The sequence below is a fragment of the Xanthomonas arboricola pv. guizotiae genome, from assembly GCF_002940205.1.
In the GTDB taxonomy this organism is placed as follows: domain Bacteria; phylum Pseudomonadota; class Gammaproteobacteria; order Xanthomonadales; family Xanthomonadaceae; genus Xanthomonas; species Xanthomonas arboricola_C.
This window is the reverse complement of record NZ_MDSK01000001.1, coordinates 1-26,907: the sequence shown is the minus strand read 5'-3', so window position 1 is coordinate 26,907 and position 26,907 is coordinate 1. Positions and strand designations below refer to the sequence as shown.

The window sequence follows — 26,907 nt, the reverse complement described above, 5'->3', positions numbered from 1 at the left end:
TCGCCCCGCGCCGGGTGAAAGGGCACCAGGCAGCGTCCATCGGCTTGCGCAGGAAGAGGTTCCTTGCTGCATTGGGCGGCGCTTCGATACGTCCCAAAGGCGATGCGCCGCGCCTGATCGGTTGCGGGCAGCTGCAGCCGTGTTCGCTTACGGCGATGCGACGGGCGCCACCGCCGCGCTCTGCTGCATGCGTGGGAACGCCAGTGTAAAGCACGCACCCTGGCCCGGCGCCGATGTCACCTCGACAAAGCCACCTGCCTGACGGACCGCGCTGTACACCTGCGCCAGCCCCAGGCCCGCGCCTTTGTCGGCATCCTTGGTGGTGAAATACGCCTCGAACAGATGCGCCTGCACGTGCGCATCCATGCCGTGCCCGTTGTCGGCCACGGCGATGGTGACGTAGCGCCCGGCCGGCCTGGCCAGGTTGGCCTGTTCTTCGGCGATCACGGCGTCGCCGGTCTCCACGCGAATGACGCCGCCACTCTGGCAGGCATCGCGGGAGTTGATCACCAGGTTCAAGATGGCGCGTTCCACCGTGTGGCGATCGACCATTGCGCAGCATCCTCCTTCGGCGGTGCGCAGCTGCAAGTGCAGATCCGCGCCGATCACCTGTTCGAGCAAGGGGCCGAGCTGTACGGTCAAGGCAGCCAGGTCCACCGATTCCGGGCTGTACGGATATTGTCGCGAAAACCCGACCAGGCGCTGTGCCATGACCGAGCCATGTTGGAGCGCCGCATCGGCCACGCTCAACAGCTTGGCGTCATGCGCATCGATCCTGGCGCGCTGCACCACCAGCTCGATGGCCGAGGTTGCCGCCTGCAGCACGTTGTTCAAATCGTGCACCACGCCGGTCAGCAGGTGTCCCACCGCTTCGCCCTTTTGTGCCTGCTCGGAGATCTTTTCGGCTGCGCTCTGCGCGGCGCGCGCAATGTCCAGATCGCCTTCGATGCGCTCTTGCAGGTCGCGCAGGCTGTGCAGTTCGGTCGACAGCGAATGTTCGCGCGCGCGCGCCAGTCGCAGCACGCCGCTGGCGAATGCGCGCTCTGCGGCCAGGGTCGAATCCAGTGTGCGAAAGGCGGTTTCCAGCGCCCGGCGGTCGGAGATGTTCCTGCTCACCACCAAGATCGCTTCGACCTTGCCAAGCGCATCGAACAGCGGGCTGGTGACGACCTGCCAGATCTGGCGCACGCCGACGAAGTTCACGCTGGCGGCTTCGAATTGCTGGATCGACCCGGCGCGAGAGCCGGCGATCGCCGCATCGACCAACTCGGTCGCCTCCGGCGGCCACAGGTCGCGCCATGGCTGCGCGATCAGCTGATCCTGGTGGCTGGCACCCAATTCGGTCAGACCATTGACGTTGATGGCCGTGATCCGCCCATCGAGGTCGATCTCCTTGATGCAGTCGCGGGACAGGGCCACGATCTGCCGATAGCGATCCCTCATCGTGATGACTGCCACTACTTGGTTTTAACTGAATTTTAGCAAGCCTCGGCTTTACCCAACGCTAGCGGGGCGGACGCAAGGTACGCCAACCCAGGTCGAGTTGCATTAATGAATGCGTTTACCTTCCGTGTGTCGGATCCGGGGCCCGCCTGCGCCGTGCTGCCTGTGCGGGCGGGAGGACGCAGACCGTTTCCCGGTTCCGCCGGCCTCATTGCCCTCGCGATGCTTTTTCTTTCCCGGCATCCCTGCAACAATGGCATGGTCAGGGCAGCATCGCGAAAGTGGCGGAATTGGTAGACGCACCAGATTTAGGTTCTGACGCCGCAAGGCGTGGGGGTTCGAGTCCCCCCTTTCGCACCATGGCAGTGCGGCCGTGCGTGTTCCGGCCGCTTGCAGCCGTCGTCCCGGGGTCTTGCCTCGCGCGGCGCAGTGACGCGTATTCCGCTGGCAGCGGCCGCCGTTATCGGCGAAACTACAAGGCTCGGCGGCATTCTCGCCATCCGTCAACCCGCATCTTCCATCTCGTGCCGACGCTTGTGCAGTCGGTGGCAGGAGTCAACATGCAAGCATCGATCGAATCCACCGGCACTCTGGAACGCCGCCTGACCTTCACCCTGCCGCAGGAGCGCCTGGAGACGCATGTCGGTGGCCGCCTGCGCGAGCTTGCGCGGACCACGCGCATCAAGGGCTTCCGTCCTGGCAAGGTGCCGACCAAGGTGATCGAGCAGCGCTTCGGTCAGCAGGTGCGTGCCGAGGCGATGGAAGGCCTGCTGCGTGAGACCTTCGATTCGGCAGTGCGCGAGCATTCGCTGCGTCTGGCCGGCAACCCGCGTATCGATCAGGGCGAGAGCGATTTCGACTTCGTCGCCACCTTCGAAGTGGTGCCGGATTTTGGCGATATCGACGTGGCCAAGCTGTCGGTGGTGCGTCATACCGCCGAAGTGACCGATGCCGACATCGATCAGATGATCGAGAACCTGCGTCTGCAGCGCCGCACCTGGAACCCGGTCGAGCGCGGCGCGCAGGTCGGTGATCTGGTGGCGCTGGAGACCTGGTCGCAGGCCGGCGACGAGCGTCTGCCCGCCGAAGGCGTGGAGACCGGCAGCAGCGTGCTGGGCTCGGGCGTGATGTTCGACCAGATCGAAAAGGGCCTGGAAGGCCTGGCCAAGGGCGAGGACAAGACCCTGACCATCGACTTCCCGGCCGAGTGGCGCGTGCCGCAGCTGGCCGGCAAGACCGTGCAGGTGCACGTCAAGGCGGTCGAGGTCTCCGAGCCGGTGCTGCCGGTGGTGGACAAGGAGTTCATCAAGAGCTTCGGCGTGAAGAGTGGCGATGCCGAGCAGTTCCGCGCCGACATCCGCACCAACCTGGAGCGCGAGCTCAAGGGCGCGCTGATGAACCGCCTGCGTCGCGAAGTGGGCGAGCAGCTGATCGCCGCCTATGCGCACGTGGAAATGCCGCCGCGCCTGGTCGAGAACGAAGCCCGTTCGATGCTGGCGCAGCAGGTCGAGCAGGTCCGTCGCAGCGGCCGCAACCCGGGCGAGATCCCGGCCGATGCCCACCAGGGTTTCATGGACGCCGCCGCCAAGCGCGTGCTGGTCGGTCTGCTGGTGGGCGAGGTGGCCCGCCGCAACGAGCTGCGCCTGGAATCCAAGCGCGTCAGCGAAACGCTGCGTCTGATCGCCTCGACCTACGAAGAGCCGGAGCAGGTCATTGAGATGTACCGCAACGACCCCCAACTGATGAATGGATTGCAGAGCCGTGTCATGGGAGAGCAGGTGATCGACTGGATCGCCGAGCGCGCCCAGCACACCGAGCAGTCGCTGTCGTTCCAGGACGCCATTCGCGTCTGATCCGGCAGTAAGAGAAGAACCGCGCCCAGCGTCAGGGGCGCGGATGTCAAACCCGGGCATCGGCGCAAGCCGATGCCACTACAGGAAGACTGATGAGCATTGTGACCAAAGCCCTGAACCTGGTGCCGATGGTGGTCGAACAGACCAGCCGCGGCGAGCGTGCGTACGACATCTACTCGCGTCTGCTGAAGGAGCGTCTGATCTTCCTGGTCGGTCCGATCGACGACCATATGGCCAACGTGATCGTGGCCCAGCTGCTGTTCCTGGAAGCGGACAACCCGGAAAAGGACATCAGCATCTACATCAATTCGCCGGGCGGCGTGGTCACCGCCGGCATGGCGATCTACGACACCATGCAGTACATCAAGCCGGACGTGAGCACCATCTGCGTCGGGCAGGCCGCCTCGATGGGCGCGCTGTTGCTGGCATCGGGTGCAGCTGGCAAGCGCTACGCGCTGCCGAACTCGCGCGTGATGATCCACCAGCCGCTGGGCGGCTTCCAGGGCCAGGCCACCGATATCGACATCCACGCGCGCGAGATCCTGACCTTGCGTTCGCGTCTGAACGAGATCCTGGCCAAGCAGACCGGCCAATCCCTGGAGACCATCGCGCGCGACACCGAGCGCGACAACTTCAAGAGTGCGGTCGATGCGCAGGCCTATGGCCTGGTCGACCAGGTGCTGGAACGCCGTCCGGAAGAGTCGATCCAGCCGTCTTGATCGCCAGATTGCTGAAATTGCAGGAAAAACCGGCAGGGTCGGGCTGGGCGGATGTCCTCCCGACCCTGTGCTATTCTCGAAATCGAACCCCCGTGCATCGGGTGGGGTAACTGGGTAACAGAAGCATGAGCGAAGACCGCCAAGGTCGTTCCGGCGACAGCAACAAGATTCTCTACTGCTCGTTCTGCGGTAAGAGTCAGCATGAAGTCCGCAAGCTGATTGCCGGTCCCAGCGTATTCATCTGCGATGAGTGCGTTGAGCTGTGCAACGACATCATCCGCGAGGAACTCGAAGAGAAGGCGCAGTCGGCACGTTCCAGCCTACCCAAGCCGCGCGAGATTCTCGAGGTGCTGGATCAGTACGTGATCGGGCAGTTGCGCGCCAAGCGCACGCTCGCGGTGGCGGTATACAACCACTACAAGCGTATCGAGAGCCGCAGCAAGAACGATGACGTCGAGCTGGCGAAATCCAACATCCTGCTGGTCGGGCCGACCGGTTCGGGCAAGACGCTGCTGGCCGAAACGCTGGCGCGTCTGCTCAATGTGCCGTTCACGATCGCCGATGCCACCACGCTGACCGAGGCCGGCTACGTCGGCGAGGACGTGGAAAACATCATCCAGAAGCTGCTGCAGAAGTGCGATTACGACGTCGAAAAGGCCCAGCAGGGCATCGTCTACATCGATGAAATCGACAAGATCTCGCGCAAGAGCGAGAACCCGTCGATCACCCGCGATGTGTCCGGCGAGGGCGTGCAGCAGGCGCTGCTGAAGCTGATCGAAGGCACGGTGGCCTCGGTGCCGCCGCAGGGCGGTCGCAAGCATCCTCAGCAGGAATTCCTGCAGGTGGACACCAAGAACATCCTGTTCATCTGCGGCGGCGCGTTCGCTGGTCTGGACAAGGTGATCCAGCAGCGTTCCAACGACGCTGGCGGCATCGGTTTCGGTGCCAAGGTCAAAAGCAGCGAGCGCAAGCAGGAAGTCGGCAAGATCCTGGCCGAAGTCGAGCCGGAAGATCTGATCAAGTTCGGTCTGATCCCCGAGTTCGTCGGCCGCCTGCCGGTGGTCGCCACGCTCGAGGAACTGGACGAGCCGGCGCTGATCAAGATCCTGACCGAGCCCAAGAACGCCATCACCAAGCAGTTCAAGAAGCTGTTCGACATGGAAGGCGTGGAGCTGGAGTTCCGCCCCGATGCGCTGTCGGCGATCGCTAAGAAGGCGCTCAAGCGCAAGACCGGCGCGCGTGGTCTGCGCACCATCGTCGAATCGGTGCTGCTGGACACGATGTACGAGCTTCCCTCGCAGGAAAATGTCAGCAAGGTGGTGGTGGACGAGTCGGTGATCGAGCACAAATCCGAGCCGTATCTGATCTACCAGGCGCAACCGGCCAAGGCGGCGTCCGGCGACTGAGGCCTGGATGCCGCCGCGCCGGGCCCCGGCCTCGCTGGCGGATAAAGGGTTTCCGAACGCTACTTGCAACACCTGGCCGATGGCCCCATAACGGGGCCATCGGCTTTTTTTACGCCCCAAAACCCCCATTCCTGCGGAGCGCCCCATGGCCCAGTCCCAACCAGAAGTTCTCGATCTGCCGGTGTTGCCGCTGCGCGACGTGGTGGTGTTTCCGCACATGGTGATTCCGCTGTTCGTCGGCCGCGACAAGTCGATGCGCGCGCTGGAAAAAGCCATGGAGGCGGACAAGCGCATCCTGCTGGTTGCGCAGAAGTCGGCCGAAACCGACGACCCGGCCGCCGGCGATCTCTATACCGTCGGCACGCTCGCGCAGGTGCTGCAGCTGCTCAAGTTGCCCGACGGCACCATCAAGGTGCTGGTCGAAGGTCTGTCGCGGGTCACCGTCGACAAGGTCGTCGAGCTGGATGGCGCACTGCAGGGGCAGGGCATCGAGATCGAAGCCAGCGACGCGCGCGAGCCGCGCGAAGTGGAGGCCATCGCGCGTTCGCTGATGTCGCTGTTCGAGCAGTACGTCAAGACCAACCGCAAGCTGCCGCCGGAGCTGCTGCAGACCCTGGCCGGCATCGACGAGCCGGGCCGTCTGGCCGACACCATCGCCGCGCACATTGGCGTGCGCCTGGCCGACAAGCAGCGCCTGCTGGAAATCACCGAGATCGGCGAGCGGCTGGAGCTGCTGGTCGGGCTGGTGGACGGCGAGATCGATGTGCAGCAGCTGGAAAAGCGCATCCGCGGCCGCGTCAAGTCGCAGATGGAAAAGAGCCAGCGCGAGTACTACCTCAACGAGCAGATGAAGGCGATCCAGAAGGAGCTGGGCGATCTGGACGATGCGCCGGGCGAGCTGGAGGAGCTGGCGCGCAAGATCGCCGAGGCGGGCATGCCCAAGCCGGTCGAGACCAAGGCCAAGGCCGAGCTCAACAAGCTCAAGCAGATGTCGCCGATGTCCGCCGAGGCGGCCGTGGTGCGCAACTATCTGGACTGGCTGCTGGGCGTGCCGTGGAAGAAGCGCACCAAGGTCCGCAAGGATCTGAAGGTCGCAGAGGACACCCTGGACGCCGATCACTACGGCCTGGACAAGGTCAAGGAACGCATCCTCGAGTATCTGGCGGTGCAGTCGCGCGTGAAGCAGATGAAGGGCCCGATCCTGTGCCTGGTCGGGCCGCCGGGCGTGGGCAAGACCTCGCTCGGGCAGTCGATCGCCAAGGCGACCAACCGCAAGTTCGTGCGCATGAGCCTGGGCGGTATCCGCGACGAGGCCGAGATCCGTGGCCATCGCCGGACCTATGTCGGTTCGATGCCCGGCCGCCTGGTGCAGAACCTCAACAAGGTCGGCAGCAAGAACCCGCTGTTCCTGTTGGACGAGATCGACAAGATGTCGATGGACTTCCGTGGCGACCCGTCCTCGGCGCTGTTGGAGGTGCTCGATCCCGAGCAGAACAACTCCTTCAACGACCACTACCTGGAAGTGGACCTGGATCTGTCGGAGGTGATGTTCGTCGCCACCTCCAACTCGCTCAATATCCCTGGTCCGTTGCTGGACCGCATGGAAGTCATCCGCATCCCCGGCTACACCGAGGATGAGAAGCTCAACATCGCCATGCGTTACCTGGTGCCCAAGCAGATCAAGGCCAACGGCCTGAAGCCGGAAGAGATCGAGATCGGCGGCGATGCGATCCAGGACATCGTGCGTTACTACACGCGCGAATCGGGCGTGCGCAACCTCGAGCGCGAAGTCGCCAAGATCTGCCGCAAGGTGGTCAAGGAAATCGCGCTGGCCGGCCCGCAGCCGGATGCCAAGAAGGTGGTCGCCAAGAAGGGCAAGCCCAAGGCCCTGGTCACGGTCAACGCGAAGAACCTCGACAAGTATCTGGGCGTGCGTCGCTTCGATTTCGGCCGTGCCGAAGAGGAGAACGAGATCGGCCTGGTCACTGGCCTGGCCTGGACCGAAGTCGGCGGCGAGCTGCTGCAGGTCGAATCCACGCTGGTGCCGGGCAAGGGCAACCTGATCCTGACCGGCCAGCTCGGCAACGTCATGAAGGAATCGGCGTCGGCCGCCTTGTCGGTGGTGCGCTCGCGCGCCGAGCGACTCGGCATCGATGTGGATTTCCTGCAGAAGCAGGACGTGCACGTGCACGTGCCCGATGGCGCAACACCGAAGGATGGCCCAAGCGCCGGTATCGCGATGGTGACCTCGCTGGTGTCGGTGTTGACCAAGGTGCCGATCCGCGCCGATGTGGCGATGACCGGCGAGATCACCTTGCGTGGTCGCGTGTCGGCGATCGGCGGCTTGAAGGAGAAGTTGCTGGCAGCGTTGCGCGGTGGCATCCGCACCGTGCTGATCCCCGACGAGAACCGCAAGGATCTGGCCGACATCCCGGCCAATGTCACGCGCGATCTGAAGATCGTGCCGGTCAAGTGGATCGACGAAGTGCTGGATCTCGCGTTGGAGCGTCCGTTGGCACCGAAGAAGGCGGGCAAGGAAAAGGCCCGCAAGACGGCTTCGCGGGTTGCGGTCCGCGGCAAGTCGCGCACTACTCCGGGTACCCGCGTCAAGCACTGAAACCGCTTGTCTAAACCCAGGCAAAACAAGCCAAAACCCGCGTCGTTATTGGGTTTTGGCTTGCGCGCGGTTGGGGGCGCTGGTATAAATGCACGACTCGTGGGCGCGGCAAATTGTGATGCGTCACGCGATACCACTTGTGTCGGGTTCTTCGCCAACGGCAAGAGCGCCGATTGTCGATTCCGCGGCATCTGCCGCAAAGGGAGTTTCAAGAATGAATAAAACCGAATTGATCGATGGCGTTGCCACTGCCGCTGACATCTCCAAGGCTGAGGCCGGCCGTGCTGTCGACGCGGTTGTGAGCGAAATCACCAAGGCGCTGAAGAAGGGCGATGCCGTCACCCTCGTCGGCTTCGGCACCTTCCAGGTCCGCGCGCGCGCTGAGCGTACCGGCCGCAATCCGAAGACCGGCGACAGCATCAAGATCGCTGCTTCGAAGAATCCTGCATTCAAGGCTGGCAAAGCCCTGAAGGATGCAGTAAACTAATCGACTCGCTAGGGTGCTTAGCTCAGCGGTAGAGCGTCTCCCTTACACGGAGAGGGTCGGGGGTTCGAAACCCTCAGCACCCACCATTAAGCACCAGGCAAATGTTTCAAGCGCGGAGCGGTAGTTCAGCTGGTTAGAATGCTGGCCTGTCACGCCGGAGGTCGCGGGTTCGAGTCCCGTCCGCTCCGCCAGTTATACCGGAGCCCCTGAGCAATTGGGGGCTTCGTTTTCTCCACCGCATTCGCATCGCGGAAATGGTGGGGAAGCAGCAGTCCAGGTTTAAAGCGGAGCGGTAGTTCAGCTGGTTAGAATGCTGGCCTGTCACGCCGGAGGTCGCGGGTTCGAGTCCCGTCCGCTCCGCCAGTTATACAAAGCCCTCGGCTGCATGCCGGGGGCTTTTTTTTGGCCGCTATGGCGGCAATTGCGCGCCGGAAGCCATGCCGGATCCGGTGCGGTGCGGGATTGGGCTGGGTGCCCGGCGTCAGGCGCGTTACACTGCGCGGCTCGCCCACAGGCCGTGATTTGCCAATGCTGCAGAAACTTCGCGACAAGACGTCAGGCTGGATCGCTACCGCCATCCTGGGGTTGCTGATGATTCCGTTCCTGTTCGTCATCGACAACAGCTACCTCGGCGGCATTGGCGCCAATAACGTGGCCAAGGTGCAGGCGCCACCGACGTGGTGGAAATCGGCACCGTCGTGGTGGCCGGTCTCGCTGCTGTGGCAGCACCATGAAATCAGTACCCAGGATTTCCGCGCCCGCTTCGAGCAGGCGCGCATGCAGGAGCGGCAGCGCCAGGGCGAGAATTTCGATCCGCGCACGTTCGAATCCCGCGAAAACAAGTTGCAGGTGCTCGACCAGTTGGTCGACGAGCAGGTCGTGCGTCTGGGTGCCGAAGATGCCGGCATCGTGATCGGCGATGCGACGGTGCGCGATTACATCGCCGGCATTCAGGCGTTCCAGGTCGACGGCAAATTCAGCCCCGACCAGTACCGCGCTGCCCTTGCGCAGGGCACGCCGCCGCGTACGCCGGCGCAGTTCGATGCGTTGGTGCGCGACAGCCTGCAGCAGTCGGTGATTCCGCAGGCGATCGCCGAGTCGGGCTTTGCCACCAAGGCCGAGTTCGAGCGCTTGCTCAAGCTGATGGGCGAAACGCGTGACGTGCAACTGGCGATGCTGCCGCCACCGGCCGCCGATACCGCGCCGGTCAGCGATGCACAGATCAAGCAGTGGTACGACGGGCATACCCAGGATTTCCGTCAGCCGGAGACGGTGACGATCGAGTATGTCGAACTCGATGCCGCCAAGTTGCCGCCGGCCACCGCCGCTGACGAGGCGACGCTGCGCAAGCGCTACGACGAAGAGAAGGCGCGTTTTGTCGAGCCGGATCAGCGTCTGGCATCGCACATCCTGATCACCGCCGGTAGCGATCCTGCCGCGCAGAAAGCCGCCGAGGAAAAAGCGGCCAAGCTGGCTGCGGAAGCCAAGCAGCCAGGCGCCGATTTCGCCGCGTTGGCCAAGGCCAATTCGCAGGACCCCGGTTCCAAGGGTGCCGGCGGCGATCTTGGCTGGGTCGAGAAGGGCACGATGGTTAAGCCGTTCGAAGATGCCTTGTTCGCGATGAAGGCTGGCGAGGTGGTCGGCCCGATCAAGAGCGAGTTCGGTTACCACGTGATCCAGCTGCGCGAGGTCAAGGGCGGCCAGGGCAAGTCGTTCGAGCAGGTGCGCGATCAGCTCGCCGCCGAGCAGCTCAAGTCCGATGCCGACAAGGCGTTTACGGATGTGAGCGGCAAGCTGGTGGATCAGGTCTACAAGAATCCCACCGCGCTGGAGCCGGCAGCCAAGCAGGTCGGTCTGCCGGTGCAGACGCTGGGCCCGTTCTCGCGCGCCGATGCCAGCGGTATCGCGGCCAATCCGGCGGTGCTGCGTTCGGCATTCTCCGAAACGCTGGTGCAGGACGGCACGGTGAGCGATCCGATCACCATCGCGCCGAACCACAGCGTGGTGTTGCGGGTGACCAACCACACCGCCGAGGCGGCTCTGCCGCTGGACAAGGTGCGCGAGAAGGTGATCGACGCGGTCCGCGCGGACCGCACCGAGAAGGCCGCCGCGGCGGCTGCCGAGGCGTTGCTGGCACGTGTGCAGAAAGGCGAGACCCTGCAGGCGCTGGCCGCCGGCGAGAAGTTGCAGGTGCAGCCGATCCCGGGCTTGCCGCGGACCGCGCCGATTCCGACGCCGGCGGCAAACCGCGCCATCTTCAGCGCGCCGCGTCCGGCCGACGGCAAGCCGTCGGTGGGCAAGGTGGAGCTGGATGGCGGGCGCTTTGCGGTGTTCGTCATCAGCAAGGCGACCCCTGGCGACCTGAAGCAGATGCCGGCCGAGCAGCAGACCATGCTGCGCGAGCAGCTGAGCCAGATCGACGGCAACAATGCGGCGCAGGCGTACGTCAAGGAAATGCGCAAGCGCTACAAGATCCAGATCGAAGAGGCCCAGCTGTAACCGCTGCTGTTCAACTGGTAGAGAAAAGCCCGGGTGACCGGGCTTTTTCTTTGGTCGATCCCGTGGGCAGGTGCCGACGTTTCGTGCGGAGTGTCCGGCTGCTGGCGCGGCGGCGATGGGCGACATGCGCTGGGCACCGGGAGCATGTGGCCAGCGTTCTGATGGCGTGCGCGTTCGCTCTGCTCATGTCCTATCTTCGCCTGCGCCGCGCGGCATTCGGCTCCCATTGCGCAGCGTCGCACGAAGGAGCGCCGTCGCGGCAGGGTCAGCGTCGGCCGGGCAAGGGCTGGGGCGGCCGGCTTACGTCAGCGCGTATCGTCGAACGACAACACCATGCCGGGCTTCAGCACGGCGCGCTTGTCCAGGCCATTGCTGGTCAGCAGTGTCGTGACGGTCACGCCGTAGCGGCGTGCGATGGCCCAGGCGGATTCGCCGTTGCGCACCGTATGCGTGGTGCGCGCCTGTGGCCTGGAGGCATCCGTCGTCACGGCGGCAACGACCGTGGGGGCGGCAGCGTTGTTGTCGGCAATGCTGCCCGTGTCGGCAGATGCCACCATGGCGCCCGTTGCACCTGGTTGCGCAGATGCGATCGGGGCGAGCACATGCACGCCGCGCGGTGCAGCGCGGGCGCTGGCCAGCGCCGGATTCAGCCGGGCCAGCAGTTGCGGCTCGATGTCGCGTTGTCCGGCAAAGGCGTTGAGACTGGTGCCGACCGGCAGTGCGTGTTCGGTGAGTACCGGTACCGGGCGGTCGAGCGCGGTCAGCAGGTTGCCCTGCTGCTGCGCATGGTCCAGCACACAGGCCAGCGCGTGCAGCTTTTCCACGTACTCATAGGTGACCTTGGACATGCCGGGCAATTCGGACGGGCGAGCGTTCTGCGCGTTCATGCCGGCCGTGCGCATGGCCTGCAGCACGCGATACTCGCCCGCGTTGTAGGCCATCAGCGCCAGGCGCCAATCGCCGCCGAACATGCCATACAGCGTCTTGAGATAACGCACAGCCGCGGTGGTGGAGTCCACTGCCGAGAGGCGGCCGTCGTATTGCGCGCCAACCGGCACGTGATGGTTGCGCGCGGTTGTGGCGATGAACTGCCAGAGGCCGGCGGGGCCGCTGCCGTTGCGGGCGCCCGGGCGATAACCGCTTTCGACGAACGGAATCAGTGCGAATTCGGTCGGCATGTCGGCTTCGCGTAGTTCATCGACCACGTAGCCGAACAGCGGCAATACATCCTGTGCGTCGTCCGCCAGACGGGCCGGCGCGCGCGAAAAATGTTGTTCCCAGCGGGTATCGCTATGTTCGCTGTCGCAGCCAGGATCGGCGCGACCGTCCAGGAACGACGAAAAGATCTCCCTTCCGTTGCGCACCTGGGGTGTGGCGGTCTGGGTGATCGAGCTCTCTGCGGGTTTGGAGCGGCTTGCGTCGTTGGACGATGCGGCTGCGGGTGCGATGACCGCCGATGCGGTCAGCACTGCCAGAAGCAGGCGCCTCATGCGCGAAATTCGTCTTTCCAGCGCCGAAGTTCGGCGAAAACGTCAACTTCAGAGGAAATTGTCCCGCCCGCGCGCGATGCCACTGCGGCGCGGATTTCGGGACTGCTGGTGCGTAGGAACGGATTGGTGGCCAGTTCACTCTTGAGCGAAATCGGCAGGGTAGGACGGGCTGCATGACGCATGGCCTGGGCTTCCTGTTGACGGCGCTGCAAGGCAGCGTTGGTGGGATCGACGTGCAGCGCGAAGGCCGCATTGGCCAAGGTGTATTCATGGCCGCAACACACAAGCGTTTCGCCAGGCAGGGAGGCCAGGCGCTGCAACGCGTCGAACATCTGAGCAGCGGTACCTTCGAACATCCGCCCACAGCCTAGGCTGAACAGGGTATCACCGCTGAACAGATGACGGTCGGTGACGAAGGCGATATGGCTGCGGGTATGGCCGGGCACTTCCAGCACGTCGAAGCTGCTGCCGAGCAGGCTCAAGCGATCGCCCTGGCCCACGCGGTGGGCCTCTGCCGGGATGCGTTCGTCGGCCGGACCGTACAGCGCAAGGTCCGGCCAACGCTGCTGCAGCGCTGCCACGCCGCCAATGTGGTCGGCATGGTGGTGGGTCAGCAGGACGGCACTGGGGCTGAAGCCTTCGCGCTCTGCGGCGGCGAACACCGGCTCGGCCTGGCCCGGATCGACGATGACCGCACGGCCATCGCTGGCGACCAGCGCCCAGATGTAGTTGTCGTCGAATGCGGGCAGGGCAGTCAGTCGCATAGAATTGGGACCATGCCTGCCACGCCATTCTCCCGTCAAGCTGGCGTCTCATCCTGGTTTGAAACAGGTGCAGGGCGCAGCCTGCTCCTGCTGGAGCGCAAGTTGGCGCTTGCGGCGTTGCAGACGCGCCCCTCGCAGCCCTGGTTGTGGCTGACGCCGACGCCCGAGCTGCCGCCACGCGAGCTGCTGCAAGGGCGCGGGTTGCGGCTGTCTCGCAGCGCGGGCCGCTTTGCGGGCGATGCGCGCTGCGCCATGCCGTTTCCGTTGCCGACCGAAAGCCTGCAGGCCATCGTGGTGCAGCATGCGGTGGTGGGCGGCGCGGCGGAATTCCTGGCCGAATGCGAGCGGGTGCTGATGCCTGGCGGGCGGCTATGGCTGTTCACGCTCAATCCACTGAGCCCGTACCGCTTTCGTTGGGCACGGCGTGGTCCGGTGGCGTTGCGACCGGATCGCTGGCGGCTGCTGGCGCAGCGTGCGGGGCTGCAATGCGTGGAGACCGAGCGCTACCTGGGGCCGATCTGGCGCACCGGGCGTGGCGTTGCCGGCACCGATCGCGCACCCTGGCGCGCGGTGTATCTGCTCGAAGTGGAAAAGCGCGCCGCCGCTTCGATCGGGCCGACCCCGATCGCGATTCCCTCGCGCTGGCCGCAGCCTGTAGCCACGATCTGATGACTGACCACTTTCCAAACACCAGAAGCTGATGAAATCCATTGAAGTGCATACCGACGGCTCCTGCCTCGGCAATCCCGGGCCGGGCGGTTGGGCGGCCCTGTTGCGTTACAACGGCCGCGAGAAGGAATTGTCCGGCGGCGAAGCCACATCCACCAACAACCGCATGGAGTTGATGGCGGCAATCATGGCGCTGGAAACGCTCACCGAGCCATGCCAGATCGTGCTGCATACCGACTCGCAATACGTGCGCCAGGGCATCACCGAGTGGATGTCCGGCTGGGTGCGCCGCGGTTGGAAGACCGCCGGCGGCGACCCGGTCAAGAACCGTGAACTGTGGGAGCGGCTGCATGCGGCCACGCAACGCCACCGCATCGATTGGCGTTGGGTGAAAGGCCACAATGGCGACCCGGACAACGAGCGCGTCGACGTGCTAGCCCGCAATCAGGCCATCGCCCAGCGCGGTGGCAGCGCAACCGCGTAAGCAATCAGCAAGAGGATTCATGCGTCAGATCATTCTCGATACCGAAACCACCGGCCTGGAATGGCGCAAGGGCAACCGCGTCGTCGAAATCGGTGCGGTGGAGCTGCTGGAGCGGCGCCCGAGCGGCAACAATTTCCATCGCTACCTGAAGCCCGATTGCGATTTCGAACCCGGTGCGCAGGAAGTGACCGGGTTGACCCTGGAGTTCCTGGCCGACAAGCCGCTGTTTGCCGATGTGGTCGAGGAGTTCCTGGCCTATATCGACGGCGCGGAGCTGATCATCCACAACGCTGCGTTCGATCTGGGATTCCTGGACAACGAGCTGGCGCTGCTGGGCGACAACTACGGCCGTATCGTCGATCGCGCCACCGTGGTGGATACACTGATGATGGCGCGCGAGCGCTATCCGGGGCAGCGCAACTCGCTGGATGCCTTGTGCAAGCGCCTGGGCGTGGACAACTCGCATCGCCAGTTGCATGGCGCCTTGCTCGATGCGCAGATCCTGGCCGATGTGTACATCGCGCTGACCTCGGGCCAGGAAGAGATCGGCTTTGCCAGTGCCGAGACCGGCCAGCGCAGCGAGCATGGCGAGGGCATGATCACCTTCGATCCGGCGCTGCTGTTGCCGCGCGCACGGGTGGTGGTGACCGCGTCGGAGTCGCAGGCGCACGAGGCGCGCCTGGCGTACCTGCGCAAGAAGGCCGGGCGCGCGCTGTGGGATGCGCCGGTTGAAGAGGTGGCTGCTGCCGGGTAGTGCGGCTGTCGGCAACGGGTGTCCGGCTGTCGCGCGGCGTGGCGATGTGGTGGGAGTGCAGTGCGTCGCTGAAGCCTGGCGATTCTGGGCGCGAGTAGCGCGCACATGAAGGCTGCCGTGCAAGTTCGATGTCAGCGCTTGGCGCGGCTAACAGCTACTTCGATCCGGTCTATTGCGGAGCGCGATGAGCTTGCTCTTGGCTGTGGGCCGTTGATCTGCGGCCTGGCTGCAAGGCCCTTGCCCGCCCACCATCGCAGGACACGCCGCAAGTACGTCCTTGTAGGACCTTACGCGGCATCCATGCCGCGTAAGGTCCCGCGACGGTGGACGGGCAAGGACCAGTCAAGATGGTCGGTGTGCATGGTGTTCAACCAGGCAGCCGACTCATGCTCTGGTGCAGCGCTCTTGCCGGTTCCGGGACCCTTGGCGGCCTGGATGCTGCAAGCGAGTCTTTAGGGCTAGATTGACGGCGTGGTCCGCAGGCGGTGAGGACACCGCACCCTGGGCCGACCAAGCGTTTGTCTGCATCCCACAAGATGCAGTCGACGAAAATCCCGCGCTCACCGCCTGCCGGCGCTCGCTACGCTTCGTTGGCCGCTTTCAGTAGCTGCGCACCAGGATCGCAGTGATGTTGTCCGAGCCGCCGCCATCGAGTGCGGCGGCGACCAGGCATTCGACACATTCCTGCGCGCTGCAATCGGCCTGCGACAGGGTCGCGGCGATCGCGGCATCGTCGACTTCTTCGGTGAGGCCGTCGCTGCACAGCAGCAGCTGCATGCCGGTTTTGAGTTCGCCCTGCATGGTGGCGACATTGAGGTGGACCGGATCGGTGACGCCCAGCGCCTGGGTCACCACGTTGCGATGCGGATGCGCGCGCGCCTGCTCGCTGGTCAGCGTGCCCTGGGCGATGAGTTCCTGCACATAGCTATGGTCCTGGCTCAGCTGCGCTAGCCGTCCGTCGCGCCACAGGTAGGCGCGGCTGTCGCCGACCCAGGCCACTTCGAAGCGCTGGCCCAGCACGCGCGCAGCGACGACGGTGGTGCCCATCGGCAAGGTGTCGTTGCAGCGGCGCGAGGTCTTGATGATCTCTTCGTCGGCGATGCGTACCGCCTGGGCCAGCGGGGTGCCGGCGCGCACCTCGCGCACGATGGTTTCGCGCGCCAGGGCGCTGGCCACTTCACCGCAGGCGTGCCCGCCCATGCCATCGGCCACCAGCCACAGCCCCAGCTCGCTGTCGCCGTAGTACGTGTCCTCGTTGAGGTCACGGCGCAGGCCGACATGGGTAAGGTGTCCGAATTCGAGCATGGGGGGCGGGTCGCCAAGGAAGGAGGTGCGTGACCATCATCGCGGGGCGGCCGGCCCGCAGCAACACGCCGATTGCCGATGCCGCAGGGCGGGTTCACGCCCGGCCCTTCGATCGTGCCGGCGATGCCGGCACGGGCCGCTTGTGGCTTGGCGCCGGTGCCCGTATGATGCACGGCCCCGGGACACTGGGGACCATCTGGAGAGGTGGCAGAGCGGTTGAATGTACCTGACTCGAAATCAGGCAGGCGTTTATAGCGCCTCGGGGGTTCGAATCCCCCCCTCTCCGCCAGATTCGCATCAGCCCCCGCAAGGGGGCTTTTGTTTATGTGTCGCCGCCGCGCGCTGCTGCGCTGGCTACAATCCGCCCGATATCCGTTGGAGGCCTGTCATGTCCGAGATCCTGGTGCCCGTGTCCTTTGGTGAGCTGCTCGACAAGATCGCGATCCTGCAGATCAAGTCCGAGCGCATGAGCGACCCCGTCAAGTTGGCCAACGTGCGCAGCGAGCTGTCCGCGCTGGAGACCAGCTGGATGGCGCATCCGGCCGCCGGCCACGACATCGTGCGTCTGCGTGCTGCGCTCAAGGCCGTCAACGAGCGGCTATGGGTGATCGAGGACGACATCCGGCTCAAGGAGCAGGCGCAGACCTTCGATGACGGCTTCGTGCAGCTGGCGCGCAGCGTCTATATCGAAAACGACGAACGCGCGCGCATCAAGAAAGAGATCAACCTGGCGCTGGGTTCGTCGTACGTGGAAGAGAAGTCGTATCAGGACTATCGCGCTAGCGGCGTCTGACAGCCGCTGACTGCAGGTCTGCGTAACCGATACGCGTGGTGGTCGGTGGGTGCGCGGCGCTTTCCGGTGCGCCGCCACACGTCGAGTCGGCCGGCACCGCGGTGGTCGGTTGCCGCGCGCGTGAGCTGGCGCGGTTTCGTGCTTGTTTCCCGGCCGTCCTGGGCGTTTGCGCCACGGCGCAGCGTGCCGCTTGGCAGCGATTGAACGCCGATCCGGCGCCGGTCCTCAGCGCGGATGATCGCTGCGATAGCGCTCGAATGCGGCGATCGCATCGTCCACGCTGATCAGCGCCATCGCCTGCTCGAACTCGATCTTGCTGCCCCATTTCAGCTGGTCGGCTGGTTTGCCCAGGTATTTGCGGGCGGCTGCGTCATAACGGTCCACGCAGTAGCGCACATCCGAATACGGGCCGCTGCGCAGCGGGTTGCTGGCCGCATGCAGGCCCAGCACCTTGGTGCCCATCGCGTTGGCGATGTGCATCGGCCCGGAATCGGGGGTGACCACCAGATCGGCGCGGGCGAGCAGCGCGGGGAGCTGTTTGAGCGTGTCCTTGCCGACCAGGTCCAGCAGCGGCGCGCGCGCGGCTGCGACGATGGCATCGGCGGTGCTGCGTTCCAGCTCGCTGCGGCCACCGCACAGCACGACCCGCCAGCCTTGGGCTGCGGCATGGTCGGCCAGCGCGGCATGGCGGTCGGGATACCAGTTACGGCGTGGGTGGCTGGAGCACGGCGAAATCATCAGCACCGGGCGGCCATCGTCGTCCCATTGTGCGCGTGCCCAGCGATGCGCCTCGTCGGGAACCGGCAGATCCCAGCGCACCTGGGTCTGGGTCAGGCCGAGCGGCTGCGCGAAGCTGCCGATGGCGTCGAGCACGTGGATGCCGGGGCGGTCGGCGATGCGCTCGTTGACGAACAGGCCGTGCAGGTCCTTGGAACGGCTGCGGTCATAGCCGATCCGCCGCCGCGCCGGCACGAAGGCCGACAGCACATTGGCGCGCAAGGCCACCTGCATCTGCAGCAGCGCATCGAAGCGACCCAATGGCGCCAGCGAGCGGCGTAGCGCGCGCATGCCGGCCACGCCGGTGCGCTTGTCGTAGGCATGGAACTGCACGCCCGGCAGGCCGTCGAGCAATTTCAGCCCGGCCTTGTCGATGATCCAATGCAGCTGGCTGGCCGGAAATCCCGCTTGCAGGGTGCGCACCAGCGGCACCACATGGGTGACGTCACCCAGGGCGGACAGGCGCAGCAGGCATAACGAGGCGGGCGTAGAAGCCATGGTGTTGTTAGACTCGATAGATGGTTTCTTTCGACGCCACTGAAGCGCTGGCGCCGTACCGCGAAGGCCGCGGCTATGGCGCCATTCTGTTCGACCGCGAACGGCTGCGGCAAGCCGATGCCGGGCTGTTTTCGCCGCAACGCTGGGGCGACAGGGCGCGGCCGGTCGACGAAGGTGGGCGGGGTGGGGCGTGGTTCGTGGATGCGCCATTCGGTCACAGCGTGTTGCGGCAGTACCTGCGCGGCGGCATGGCCGCGCGCGTGAGCCGCGATCACTATCTGTGGAAGGGCGCCGGGCGCACGCGCAGCTTTGCCGAGTTCCGGCTGATGCGCGAATTGCTCAAGCGCAAGCTGCCGGTGCCGCGCCCGTTGGCGGCCTGTTACTTGCGCGAGGGGCTGAGTTATCGCGCTGCATTGTTGATGGAACGCCTGGAGAACGTGCGCTCGCTCGCCGAGCATGCGCAGGTCGCCGGGCGCGGTGCGCCGTGGGAAGAAACCGGGCGGCTGATCGCGCGCTTTCATCGCGCCGGCCTGGATCATGCCGATCTCAACGCGCACAACATCCTGTTCGATGCCGGCGGGCATGGCTGGTTGATCGATTTCGACCGCGGCGTGTTGCGCATTCCGGCCACGCGCTGGCGCGAGCGCAATCTCAAGCGCCTGCATCGCTCGCTGCTCAAGCTGCGCGGCAACCGCAGCCGCGAAGAGGTCGACAAGGATTACGAGCGCCTGCATCGCGCGTACGAACTGGCCTGGGGCCGGGGCTACTAATGAACTGGGCGTTGCGGGTGCAAGGGGTCGGCAATGCGTCGGCGGTGGCGCTCGGTTCGCCGATGGCCACCATCGAGCGCGCCGGCGCGCCGTGGCTGACCATCGATTGCGGCAGCGAAGGGCTGACTGCCTACCAGGCCCAGTATGGTCATCTGCCGCAGGCAGTCTTCATCACCCATGTGCATCTGGACCACGTCGGCGGGCTGGAACGGCTGTTCGTGGACAGCTATTTCTCCCAACGCCGCGGGCGCACGCGCCTGTACGTGCCGGCGCCGGTGGTGCCGTTGCTGCAGCGGCGGATCGCCGACTACCCGAACGTGCTGGCCGAGGGCGGCGCGAACTTCTGGGATGCGTTCCAGCTGGTGCCGGTCGGCGACGCGTTCTGGCACGACGGTGTGCGGCTGGAAGTGTTCCCGGCGCGCCACCACTGGCCGGAGACCGCCTACGGGCTGCGGCTGAAGGGGGCGCTGGTCTGGAGCGGCGACACCCGGCCGATCCCGGAAATGCTGGCCCGCTACGCCGATGACAGCGAGCTCATCGCGCATGACTGCGGCGTTCACGGCAACCCGTCGCATACTGGGGTGGACGATTTGGAGCGGGAATACCCGCAGGACCTGTTGAGCCGCATGCTGCTGTACCACTACGCCAGCGACGCCGACGGCGACGTGCTCCGCGCACGCGGCCATCGCGTGGCCGTGCCTGGACAACATCTGCCGCTGGCGGAGCCGACCGCGGCCATGGTGCCCTGATGGGCGCCCTGCTGTCGCCGAATTTGACCGCCGCGCCGATGCAGGACCGCTATGGCCGGCCGCTGCGCGACCTGCGTCTGTCGGTCATCGAGGCCTGCAATTTCCGCTGCGGTTACTGCATGCCGGCCGATCGCGTGCCCGACGACTACGGATTCGATGCGCAGCAGCGCCTGAGTTTCGATCAGCTGGAAACGCTGGTGCGTGCTTTCGTCTCGGTCGGCGTCACCAAGGTGCGCCTGACCGGTGGCGAGCCGCTGTTGCGTCGCGATCTGCCCAGCCTGATCGCGCGCCTGACCACGATCGAAGGCATCGAGGATCTGGCGTTGACCACCAACGGCACCTTGCTCGCGCGTCAGGCGGTGGCGCTGCGCCAGGCCGGGCTGCGCCGGATTACCGTCAGCATGGATGCGCTGGATCCGGAGCTGTTCAGGCGCATGAGCGGCAACCGCGGCGAGATCGCGCAGGTGCTGGCCGGTATCGCCGCGGCCGAGCCGGCCGGCTTCCAGCGCCTGAAGATCAACTGCGTGGTGCAGCGTGGCGTCAACGAAGATCAGGTGCTGCCCCTGGTGGAGCACTTCCGTGGCAGCGGCCACGTGCTGCGCTTCATCGAGTTCATGGATGTGGGCAGCTGCAATGGCTGGACGGCCGATGCGGTGGTGACCTCGGCGCAACTGCACGCGCGCATCCACGCGCGCTGGCCACTGGTGCCGCTGGATGCCAATTACACCGGCGAAGTGGCGCAGCGGCATGCATTTGCCGATGGCGCCGGCGAGGTGGGTTTTGTCAGTTCGGTCAGCGTGCCGTTCTGCGGCGATTGCCAGCGCGCACGCGTGTCGGCCGACGGACAGCTCTACACCTGCCTGTTCGCCAGCCAGGGCCATGACCTCAAGCCAGCCTTGGCTGCGGGCGAGCATGGATTGTCCGAGCATCTGCGTGCGCGCTGGAGCGTGCGTGGCGACCGCTACAGCGAGGTGCGCGCATCGACACCGCGCCGTGGCAAGCCGGTGGAGATGTTCCTGATCGGCGGGTAAGGCACTGCTGTTCCATCCAGGCGCCCCGTTCACCGAGAATGTCGCATCCTGAGCGCCTGTCATCGTGTCGTTTCCCATGCCTGCAAAATCCCGTTCCGCACGCCTGACCCACCTGGACGATTCCGGACTGCCCACGATGGTGGATGTCTCGGACAAGGCGGTCACTGCGCGCAGCGCCACCGCCCAGAGCCGGGTGCGTTTTCCGGCCGCCGTCGCCGCACAGTTGCGTGCCAACGGCTTGCGCAGCGCCAAGGGCGGCATCGTGGAGACCGCGGTGATCGCCGGCACCATGGCGGTCAAGCGCACGCACGAGTTGATTCCGTTCTGCCACCCGCTGCCGATCGATGTGTGCCGGTTCGAGATCGACTGGGCGGGCGATCAGCTGCTGGACATCCGTTGCACGGTGCGCTGCGTGCATCGCACCGGTGTGGAAATGGAAGCGCTCACCGGTGCCAGCGTGGCGGCCCTGACGGTCTACGACATGTGCAAGGCGTTGTCGCACGGCATGAGCATCGGCCCGACCAGGCTGGTGTCCAAACGCGGTGGCAAGCGCGATATCGGAGCAGGACAATGAGCACGACAGTGACGGTGCTGTATTTCGCCAGCCTGCGTGAGGCAGCGGGCATTGCCAGCGAGCAGGTGCAATCGCAGGCGCAGGACCTGCGCGCGCTCTATGCCGAACTCGATACACGCCATGGCCTGCGCTGGACGCCGGCGCAGCTGCGCGTGGCGGTGGATGGCGCGTTCGCACGCTGGGAGGACGGCGTGCGCGATGGCAGCGAAATCGTGTTTATTCCGCCGGTATCGGGAGGTTGAGCATGAGCGAGCAGACTTCCGCCCTGTTTGCGCTTTCCGACGTGCCTTTGCCGGTCGACAGCTTGCGCGCTGCGCTGGAACACCCGCATGCCGGCGCATTCGCCAGTTTCGAAGGCTGGGTACGCAATCACAATGAGGGCCGCAGCGTGGCCGGGCTGCGCTACGAGGCCTACGCCGCGCTGGCGCAGGCCGAAGGCCAGCGCGTGCTCGACGAGGCAATGAGTCGGTTTGCCATCGTCAACGCCTACTGCGTGCACCGCGTGGACGAGCTGCGCATCGGCGACATGGCGGTATGGGTAGGCGTCAGCGCGGCGCATCGCGGCGCCGCATTCGATGCCTGCCGCTTCATCATCGACGAGGTCAAGGCGCGCGTGCCGATCTGGAAGCACGAGCATTACCTGGAAGGCGATGCGGGCTGGCTGCATCCGCAATCGCAATCGCAGACGCAGTAGCGCGTCTCGCAGGTCAGGCGCTGCGGGAACATTCAGGCGCTGCGGGAACATCAAGAGATCAGGTTGGTGTCCCGCCGGTTGACCGCGCCGGGGAACGTCTGACGTTGCGCGTATCTCAAAGCCGTCGCCGCGGCCGGTGCAAATCACTGGTCGGCTTTGAGCATGGCCGCAAAGTGCCGAGTCGCAGTAGTGCTTGCATACCGTCTACATTGCACTCGAATGCGTGCGGCATCTGTCTGGGATTGGGGTGGTGTCCCCGCCGGTTGACCTCGGCGCCCGCATCAATCGATACCGTTGCTGCCTTCCGGCCCTGGCGGGATTTTCGATCTAGCGTCGCGAGGGACCGACGGGGCCACCATAAGACGTGGGCCACTGGCGTGACCCTGGATCCATGCAATCGCGTTGCAGGATCATGAAACTGGCGGAGAGAGGGGGAGGTACTGATCCCGATCCAACTTCCTGACTCTCCTACAGCCACGCAAACCAGGAAGGTGTCCTGCTTTGTGGTCTGCCATTGTAGCGGCTTGCTCATGCATGTTGCTAGTCTCGGTGATCGGCTTTCCGTCGGTCACGGGAGGGCGCGCGGAGGTGGTGATACCCGAATCCGCATCATTGGTTGAAGATGGGACGGACTCCAAGATCAATCACCACCACTCATTCCCGTAAGCAGGGGACATCCCCGAAGCCTTCAATCAGTCGCCTTGCGGCACCAAGAGGAAGTAGCGTATAGGCGGTCATTGAGGCTGGGCTCCTCTCTACCTGGAGGAAAGCGACTGTTCCTAAACCTATCCAACTCAACGGCAGTTGGATACTGGGCTCGGCGAAGCGGGAGTGGCGGCTTCCGTGAAGAGACCCTCAGTGACAAGGTGCTGGGCAGGTGATCTTGGAGAACTTCTACATTGATCGCGGTAGCTTGTCCGATAAAGCGGAGACGCCTGCTAGTTGCGATCCGCCGGTCGGGCACTTTGCCGACATTCAGGCTAGATCGTAAAGAACGGTAGGGGAGGGGCCCGCGCGAAGGCGCTGCTAATCTGGTGTTCTGGATTGCTCCCGGAGGCGCTTTGCCTTCTAGCAGCATTGGCGATTGTGATGGGTTCGGCTATCGCATCAAAGGTCTTACACGCCACTGCTGTTGCAAGATTTATGGATCTGTGGTAATTGTTCTTCATGGCCGATCTAATCATCCACTCCGAGTCCGAAGACCGCAAAGTCCTTGATAGTCTTATAAAGGCAATGAGGATTCCTAACACTGTGTTGTCTTACGACATCAAGGTTGGAGATGACTCAAGCGGGGATTCTTCGTTGTTTGTCAAACTGAAGGTGAACGAAAAGTCCGTAGCTTCTAGTTCAAAGAGATTTAAGGAGTTGAGAAGTTTCGCTGACGAGGTGCAGAAGGTTGCGCTGAGCCGGGGCGTTTCCCGCTGGCCTTATGTCGAGCTAGTTAGTGGGATGGGTAAAAAGCGTTAATGGCGCTTCCTCAAGACCTCCTGCGTCAAGCAAGGCATTTGGCGACGAAAGAAAAGAGAAGGCCGCAACAGGCTAGTCTCAGGCGAGCGATTTCAACCGCCTACTACGCCCTATTTCACCTTTTGTCGTCAGAGGCCGCAAGCCTCGTGAGCCCCGCCAAGCCCGCGGGGATCGGACGACACATCCAAAGGGCACTTACTCATGGCGACATGAAAAGTGCGGCCAAGGGTATTTCTCAGCCTAACTTAGGTAGGCCGTATTCAGCGTTAATATCAACAGCAGTCCTGCCTGAACTGGCTGACGTGGCGCGTCATTTTGTCACTCTTCAAGAAGAGCGACATGCTGCTGATTACGACATAAATAGAACATTTGATAGATTACATGCGGTAGCGCAGGTCAGCTTGGCGGAAGCTGCTTTTAAAAAGTGGGCCGCTGTTCGGGGAAAGCCCCAAGCCAATGTCTTTCTAATGATGTTATTTTTCGGAAAAGCGCTTTCAGCTAGATAGCGGTGGCAGAGGTGAAGTAAGTGAGCGTTATTGAGTTCCCTGACTTCATAAATAAAGTGTCCACCCAAGGATGAACGGCCCTGAATTTGAAGCAGTCAGAGGTCCTCTCAAATACATCATTTATATTCTAAAAATCCGCATACCTTGGGTGAGCTTGCTCCTAGGAATCGGTTACCAACAAGTCGGCAAGGAAAAGGGTGGGCCAAGCCTCTGTCAGGTCTATGGCACGATCCGTCGCCAACGGCTTCGTCGATGTGGAGTCAAAGCCGGGGCAGGGCGGGTGCTTCACCTTGGGCGTTCCTTGTCCTTGATGGAAGCTGTATTGCGGCGTGGAGCGCCGCAGCAAGCCAACGTCGCATTCCTGAGTAGTGTTTGCTGTCTAGCGCGTCAGTTGCGCATACAGAACAAACAGAAACATGGGCAGCCCGCTGAGCACCGAGGTGACCCAAAAAGCCCCCATGACGGTCAGCGGGGTCATGACCCACCACTGCCACCAGCTGAAGCCGCGATCACGTTGACGTGCCATATGAGCCTCGAAAGCGTAAAGGCGCTCCGCCTTCCGCAGGCTTCGGCGAGCCATCAGGGGCCCAATGATGAAGCCGAAGGGGCCCAGGAACAGCAGGCTGAGCGAGAACCACCAAAAGAAGCGGTTGTGGGGCGTCATGACTTTCTTGAGAGCAGCGCGCTGCACGCCGTCCCCACCAAGCCCACCCACGGTGCCAGCGGACGTTCCAACCATCGAATCGGTCTTCGTGCTCATTTGGCGTAGGCCCTCCAGTTGCCGTCGGCCTTCGCATAGCGCAAGTTCTTGTTGACCGGCACGGGGACCTGCCGACCGGCAATCTCCAGGACCACCTGGCCGCGCGTGTCGCAGCGATAGCCGTCGGCGCCTTCCGCTTCCACGCAGCCGGTCAGTTCGAAGTTTTTGACGCCGGTGACTTGGCCGGCGCCGCTGTCTTTCAGCAGCCGGACAAGGGCGTCCTTGGCGTTCTCAGAGGGGGGCTTGTCGCTGCAGGCGGTCAGGCCGAGGACCATGGTCAACGAGACCAAGCCAATCCATGCGTGTTTCATGTCGTTCCTTTTGCTGGGTAATGGGAAGGAGGCCGAAGAGGGGCCTTACTTGTCTCGGTTGCCGTCCGGCTTGAAGCCAGCAATCCAGACCCTGTTGTCCTTGAAGGGCGTCAGCATTCCGGAGGGGCCCGGGTGCAGGTCGGCGGTCTGGATGAAGCCGCTGACCCACGCCACACGCAGTGCCACGTCCACAGCGCGGTCAGCGACGCCAGGGCGGCTCACGTTGACCACAAAGGGCTGAGCTGGTGGGTTGGGACCGGTGGAGCGCTGGGCGCCTGTGTTGGGGTTGCTGGGCGGCACGCGGATGCCGTTGAGCGAGTCGCGGCCTTTCCACAGCGCTGCGCTGTTGAGCTCCGCCGTCTCGCCCAGGTCGTCCGTTTCCGTCACGGCAGCATCGAAGCAGGTGCGGAAGGTCTCGACGCTCGAGGCAGTAGAGCTGGTCCAGATGCGGGCTTCGGTCGTCCAACAGGGCAAGGAGGCGCCCCACTCAGTAAAAGTGAGCGCCACCCGGGGCCAGTCCAGCTTCCCGAGCTGGGCTTGCTGATGGTTGTCGCCCTTGAAGAGCCCGGGCAGCTTCCCAGGACCACTGACAGGCTCATAGATCGAGCCCGTCCCCTGGCTGCCGGCCTTGGTGCCGGCGTTCGGCTTGAGGCCGACCATCTGCTTGCCCGTGTCGGCCAACCCCTTTCCGAGTTGACGGAAGAAGCCGGGCTTCTGTTCTTGTGCGTCCTGGGCCTGGGCGGCGCCGGCCACGGTCAATGCGAGCAGGGCTGCGCCTGCGATCCTTGCGATGTCCATGAAATCCCCGTGTGTTGGTAGAGGGTGCTACATTTCATGAAGAGTCTGCCATGCAGTGGAGGAGCAAGTCATGCTGTTCGGCCAACTTTTCAACATCTGTTCACGTGCCGAAAGCTTCTCCCCGAGCTCTCTTTGCTGCCCGCCTAAAACAGGCTCGGGAACTGCAAGGCATCCCAAGCCAGCGGGCTTTGGGGGTGCTGATGGGGCTCGATAAGAAGTTGGCCAGCAGCCGGGTCAACCGCTACGAGAACGAGACCAGTGGAATTGACTTGGATGGGCTGGGGAAGCTGGCCGAGACGCTCGGGGTGCCGATGGCCTACCTAGTTGCTGAGGACGATCAAACGGCTGAAGCGATATTGGCAATGGGGAAAATGTCAGCCGAGGACCGGGCAAAGGCTCTGGCTTGGCTCCGGAAGTTCACGCGTTAGACGCGCACGGATTGGCGTTGCTGTCGCCGGTGTGTCCATGGAAGGGGCCGCATGTTCATCTATGTTGACGAGTCCGGCAGCTTCGTTCCGGCGACGAGGAGCGATAGTTGGTGTGTTGTTGCAGGGTATGTCGTGCCAGAGGTTGCCAGGAGGCGGGTCGAGCGGTCACTAAGAGCGGCTAACAAAACCCTTGAATTCTGTTGAGTCGGCGACAACATTGCCGGCATGACACGTCGCAACGAGATCCCTAGTGCGCTTTGG

General features: G+C 64.2%; 27 protein-coding genes, 5 tRNA genes and 1 other RNA gene. 24 read left to right on the top strand and 9 right to left on the bottom strand.

Features of this window, described 5'->3' with window-relative positions; translation table 11 throughout:
- Positions 1-147: 147 nt before the first annotated feature.
- Positions 148-1,443 carry a sensor histidine kinase gene (locus XarbCFBP7408_RS00170; protein WP_104560360.1) on the bottom strand — a complete coding sequence of 432 codons (1,296 nt, stop codon included), beginning with the start codon at positions 1,441-1,443 and terminating at the stop codon, positions 148-150.
- A 275-nt stretch (positions 1,444-1,718) separates the two neighbouring features.
- Between XarbCFBP7408_RS00170 and XarbCFBP7408_RS00165 the strand changes: the two genes are divergently transcribed.
- The 10 genes from XarbCFBP7408_RS00165 (at position 1,719) to XarbCFBP7408_RS00120 (ending at position 11,024) form a co-directional block, all read left to right on the top strand.
- Positions 1,719-1,803: transfer RNA gene (locus XarbCFBP7408_RS00165), tRNA-Leu, on the top strand.
- Between the two features lie 200 nt (positions 1,804-2,003).
- Positions 2,004-3,296, top strand: a complete 1,293-nt coding sequence (gene tig / locus XarbCFBP7408_RS00160) for a trigger factor (RefSeq protein ID WP_104560358.1) — start codon at positions 2,004-2,006, stop codon at positions 3,294-3,296.
- A gap of 92 nt (positions 3,297-3,388) precedes the next feature.
- Positions 3,389-4,015 carry an ATP-dependent Clp endopeptidase proteolytic subunit ClpP gene (clpP, locus tag XarbCFBP7408_RS00155; protein WP_104560356.1) on the top strand — a complete coding sequence of 209 codons (627 nt, stop codon included), beginning with the start codon at positions 3,389-3,391 and terminating at the stop codon, positions 4,013-4,015.
- Between the two features lie 125 nt (positions 4,016-4,140).
- Positions 4,141-5,421 (top strand): ATP-dependent Clp protease ATP-binding subunit ClpX, encoded by a 1,281-nt coding sequence (gene clpX / locus XarbCFBP7408_RS00150; RefSeq protein WP_104560354.1) that lies wholly within the window; start codon positions 4,141-4,143, stop codon positions 5,419-5,421.
- A 145-nt stretch (positions 5,422-5,566) separates the two neighbouring features.
- Positions 5,567-8,038 carry an endopeptidase La gene (lon, locus tag XarbCFBP7408_RS00145; RefSeq protein ID WP_104560352.1) on the top strand — a complete coding sequence of 824 codons (2,472 nt, stop codon included), beginning with the start codon at positions 5,567-5,569 and terminating at the stop codon, positions 8,036-8,038.
- Between the two features lie 214 nt (positions 8,039-8,252).
- Positions 8,253-8,525 carry an HU family DNA-binding protein gene (locus tag XarbCFBP7408_RS00140; RefSeq protein WP_104560350.1) on the top strand — a complete coding sequence of 91 codons (273 nt, stop codon included), beginning with the start codon at positions 8,253-8,255 and terminating at the stop codon, positions 8,523-8,525.
- Positions 8,526-8,536: 11 nt separating this feature from the next.
- Positions 8,537-8,611 (top strand) — tRNA-Val (locus XarbCFBP7408_RS00135).
- Positions 8,612-8,639: 28 nt separating this feature from the next.
- A tRNA-Asp gene (locus XarbCFBP7408_RS00130) sits at positions 8,640-8,716 on the top strand.
- Between the two features lie 95 nt (positions 8,717-8,811).
- Positions 8,812-8,888, top strand: a tRNA-Asp gene (locus tag XarbCFBP7408_RS00125).
- 165 nt (positions 8,889-9,053) lie between these two features.
- Positions 9,054-11,024 (top strand): peptidyl-prolyl cis-trans isomerase, encoded by a 1,971-nt coding sequence (locus XarbCFBP7408_RS00120; RefSeq protein ID WP_104560348.1) that lies wholly within the window; start codon positions 9,054-9,056, stop codon positions 11,022-11,024.
- Between the two features lie 305 nt (positions 11,025-11,329).
- Here the strand turns inward: XarbCFBP7408_RS00120 and XarbCFBP7408_RS00115 are convergent, their stop codons facing one another.
- Positions 11,330-12,514, bottom strand: a complete 1,185-nt coding sequence (locus tag XarbCFBP7408_RS00115) for a lytic transglycosylase domain-containing protein (protein ID WP_104560346.1) — start codon at positions 12,512-12,514, stop codon at positions 11,330-11,332.
- A complete protein-coding gene (gene gloB, locus XarbCFBP7408_RS00110) occupies positions 12,511-13,278 on the bottom strand; it encodes a hydroxyacylglutathione hydrolase (protein ID WP_104560344.1) in 768 nt (255 codons plus the stop codon). The genes XarbCFBP7408_RS00115 and gloB overlap by 4 nt, the downstream gene beginning before the upstream one ends.
- Positions 13,279-13,290: 12 nt before the next feature.
- Here gloB and XarbCFBP7408_RS00105 point away from each other — a divergent pair, with 12 nt between their 5' ends.
- The 3 genes from XarbCFBP7408_RS00105 to dnaQ are packed head-to-tail and all read left to right on the top strand — an operon-like array spanning position 13,291 to position 15,185.
- A complete protein-coding gene (locus tag XarbCFBP7408_RS00105; protein WP_104560342.1) occupies positions 13,291-13,947 on the top strand; it encodes a hypothetical protein in 657 nt (218 codons plus the stop codon).
- Between the two features lie 31 nt (positions 13,948-13,978).
- Positions 13,979-14,431 carry a ribonuclease HI gene (gene rnhA / locus XarbCFBP7408_RS00100; protein WP_104560340.1) on the top strand — a complete coding sequence of 151 codons (453 nt, stop codon included), beginning with the start codon at positions 13,979-13,981 and terminating at the stop codon, positions 14,429-14,431.
- A 19-nt stretch (positions 14,432-14,450) separates the two neighbouring features.
- Entirely contained in the window at positions 14,451-15,185 is a 735-nt protein-coding gene (gene dnaQ, locus XarbCFBP7408_RS00095) for a DNA polymerase III subunit epsilon (RefSeq protein WP_104560338.1), read from the top strand.
- A gap of 600 nt (positions 15,186-15,785) precedes the next feature.
- Here dnaQ and XarbCFBP7408_RS00085 read toward each other — a convergent pair.
- Entirely contained in the window at positions 15,786-16,490 is a 705-nt protein-coding gene (locus tag XarbCFBP7408_RS00085) for a PP2C family protein-serine/threonine phosphatase (RefSeq protein WP_104560336.1), read from the bottom strand.
- 198 nt (positions 16,491-16,688) lie between these two features.
- Here XarbCFBP7408_RS00085 and XarbCFBP7408_RS00080 point away from each other — a divergent pair.
- Positions 16,689-16,779, top strand: a tRNA-Ser gene (locus XarbCFBP7408_RS00080).
- Between the two features lie 99 nt (positions 16,780-16,878).
- Complete coding sequence (locus tag XarbCFBP7408_RS00075; RefSeq protein ID WP_102252645.1) at positions 16,879-17,283, top strand: DUF6165 family protein; 405 nt, start codon at positions 16,879-16,881, stop codon at positions 17,281-17,283.
- 225 nt (positions 17,284-17,508) lie between these two features.
- On the opposite strand, the gene XarbCFBP7408_RS00070 is transcribed toward XarbCFBP7408_RS00075, so the two are convergent.
- The gene (locus XarbCFBP7408_RS00070) at positions 17,509-18,558 is read right to left on the bottom strand and encodes a glycosyltransferase family 9 protein (RefSeq protein WP_104560334.1); all 1,050 of its coding nucleotides are present in this window, start codon (positions 18,556-18,558) and stop codon (positions 17,509-17,511) included.
- 20 nt (positions 18,559-18,578) lie between these two features.
- Between XarbCFBP7408_RS00070 and XarbCFBP7408_RS00065 the strand changes: the two genes are divergently transcribed.
- The 6 genes from XarbCFBP7408_RS00065 (at position 18,579) to XarbCFBP7408_RS00040 (ending at position 22,376) form a co-directional block, all read left to right on the top strand.
- Complete coding sequence (locus XarbCFBP7408_RS00065) at positions 18,579-19,328, top strand: 3-deoxy-D-manno-octulosonic acid kinase (RefSeq protein ID WP_046341930.1); 750 nt, start codon at positions 18,579-18,581, stop codon at positions 19,326-19,328.
- On the top strand, positions 19,328-20,077 hold the full coding sequence (locus XarbCFBP7408_RS00060) for an MBL fold metallo-hydrolase (protein ID WP_016902535.1): 750 nt from the start codon (positions 19,328-19,330) through the stop codon (positions 20,075-20,077). Before XarbCFBP7408_RS00065 ends, XarbCFBP7408_RS00060 begins: the two co-directional genes overlap by 1 nt.
- The gene (moaA, locus tag XarbCFBP7408_RS00055; RefSeq protein ID WP_104560332.1) at positions 20,077-21,108 is read left to right on the top strand and encodes a GTP 3',8-cyclase MoaA; all 1,032 of its coding nucleotides are present in this window, start codon (positions 20,077-20,079) and stop codon (positions 21,106-21,108) included. The genes XarbCFBP7408_RS00060 and moaA overlap by 1 nt, the downstream gene beginning before the upstream one ends.
- Positions 21,109-21,184: 76 nt before the next feature.
- A complete protein-coding gene (gene moaC / locus XarbCFBP7408_RS00050) occupies positions 21,185-21,682 on the top strand; it encodes a cyclic pyranopterin monophosphate synthase MoaC (protein ID WP_104560330.1) in 498 nt (165 codons plus the stop codon).
- Complete coding sequence (locus XarbCFBP7408_RS00045) at positions 21,679-21,924, top strand: MoaD/ThiS family protein (RefSeq protein WP_024938437.1); 246 nt, start codon at positions 21,679-21,681, stop codon at positions 21,922-21,924. The genes moaC and XarbCFBP7408_RS00045 overlap by 4 nt, the downstream gene beginning before the upstream one ends.
- The gene (locus XarbCFBP7408_RS00040; protein WP_181106488.1) at positions 21,921-22,376 is read left to right on the top strand and encodes a molybdenum cofactor biosynthesis protein MoaE; all 456 of its coding nucleotides are present in this window, start codon (positions 21,921-21,923) and stop codon (positions 22,374-22,376) included. Before XarbCFBP7408_RS00045 ends, XarbCFBP7408_RS00040 begins: the two co-directional genes overlap by 4 nt.
- Positions 22,377-22,629: 253 nt before the next feature.
- Here the strand turns inward: XarbCFBP7408_RS00040 and ffs are convergent.
- Positions 22,630-22,726: signal recognition particle sRNA small type (gene ffs / locus XarbCFBP7408_RS00035), an RNA gene on the bottom strand.
- Positions 22,727-23,543: 817 nt separating this feature from the next.
- Between ffs and XarbCFBP7408_RS22925 the strand changes: the two genes are divergently transcribed.
- Together XarbCFBP7408_RS22925 and XarbCFBP7408_RS22225 are read left to right on the top strand one after the other, a co-directional pair.
- Positions 23,544-23,843, top strand: a complete 300-nt coding sequence (locus XarbCFBP7408_RS22925) for a hypothetical protein (protein WP_146093718.1) — start codon at positions 23,544-23,546, stop codon at positions 23,841-23,843.
- Between the two features lie 209 nt (positions 23,844-24,052).
- The gene (locus XarbCFBP7408_RS22225) at positions 24,053-24,349 is read left to right on the top strand and encodes a hypothetical protein (RefSeq protein WP_146093717.1); all 297 of its coding nucleotides are present in this window, start codon (positions 24,053-24,055) and stop codon (positions 24,347-24,349) included.
- Between the two features lie 379 nt (positions 24,350-24,728).
- Here XarbCFBP7408_RS22225 and XarbCFBP7408_RS00020 read toward each other — a convergent pair whose 3' ends face one another.
- The 3 genes from XarbCFBP7408_RS00020 to XarbCFBP7408_RS00010 are packed head-to-tail and all read right to left on the bottom strand — an operon-like array spanning position 24,729 to position 26,218.
- A complete protein-coding gene (locus XarbCFBP7408_RS00020) occupies positions 24,729-25,109 on the bottom strand; it encodes a hypothetical protein (protein ID WP_181107113.1) in 381 nt (126 codons plus the stop codon).
- Positions 25,106-25,420, bottom strand: coding sequence for a hypothetical protein (locus tag XarbCFBP7408_RS00015; protein ID WP_104560324.1), 315 nt, complete (start codon positions 25,418-25,420; stop codon positions 25,106-25,108). Before XarbCFBP7408_RS00015 ends, XarbCFBP7408_RS00020 begins: the two co-directional genes overlap by 4 nt.
- A 45-nt stretch (positions 25,421-25,465) precedes the next feature.
- Positions 25,466-26,218: a hypothetical protein gene (locus XarbCFBP7408_RS00010; RefSeq protein WP_104560322.1), complete on the bottom strand. Its 753-nt coding sequence runs from the start codon at positions 26,216-26,218 to the stop codon at positions 25,466-25,468.
- A gap of 50 nt (positions 26,219-26,268) precedes the next feature.
- Between XarbCFBP7408_RS00010 and XarbCFBP7408_RS00005 the strand changes: the two genes are divergently transcribed.
- Positions 26,269-26,646: a helix-turn-helix domain-containing protein gene (locus tag XarbCFBP7408_RS00005; protein WP_429001784.1), complete on the top strand. Its 378-nt coding sequence runs from the start codon at positions 26,269-26,271 to the stop codon at positions 26,644-26,646.
- Positions 26,647-26,907 lie beyond the last annotated feature (261 nt).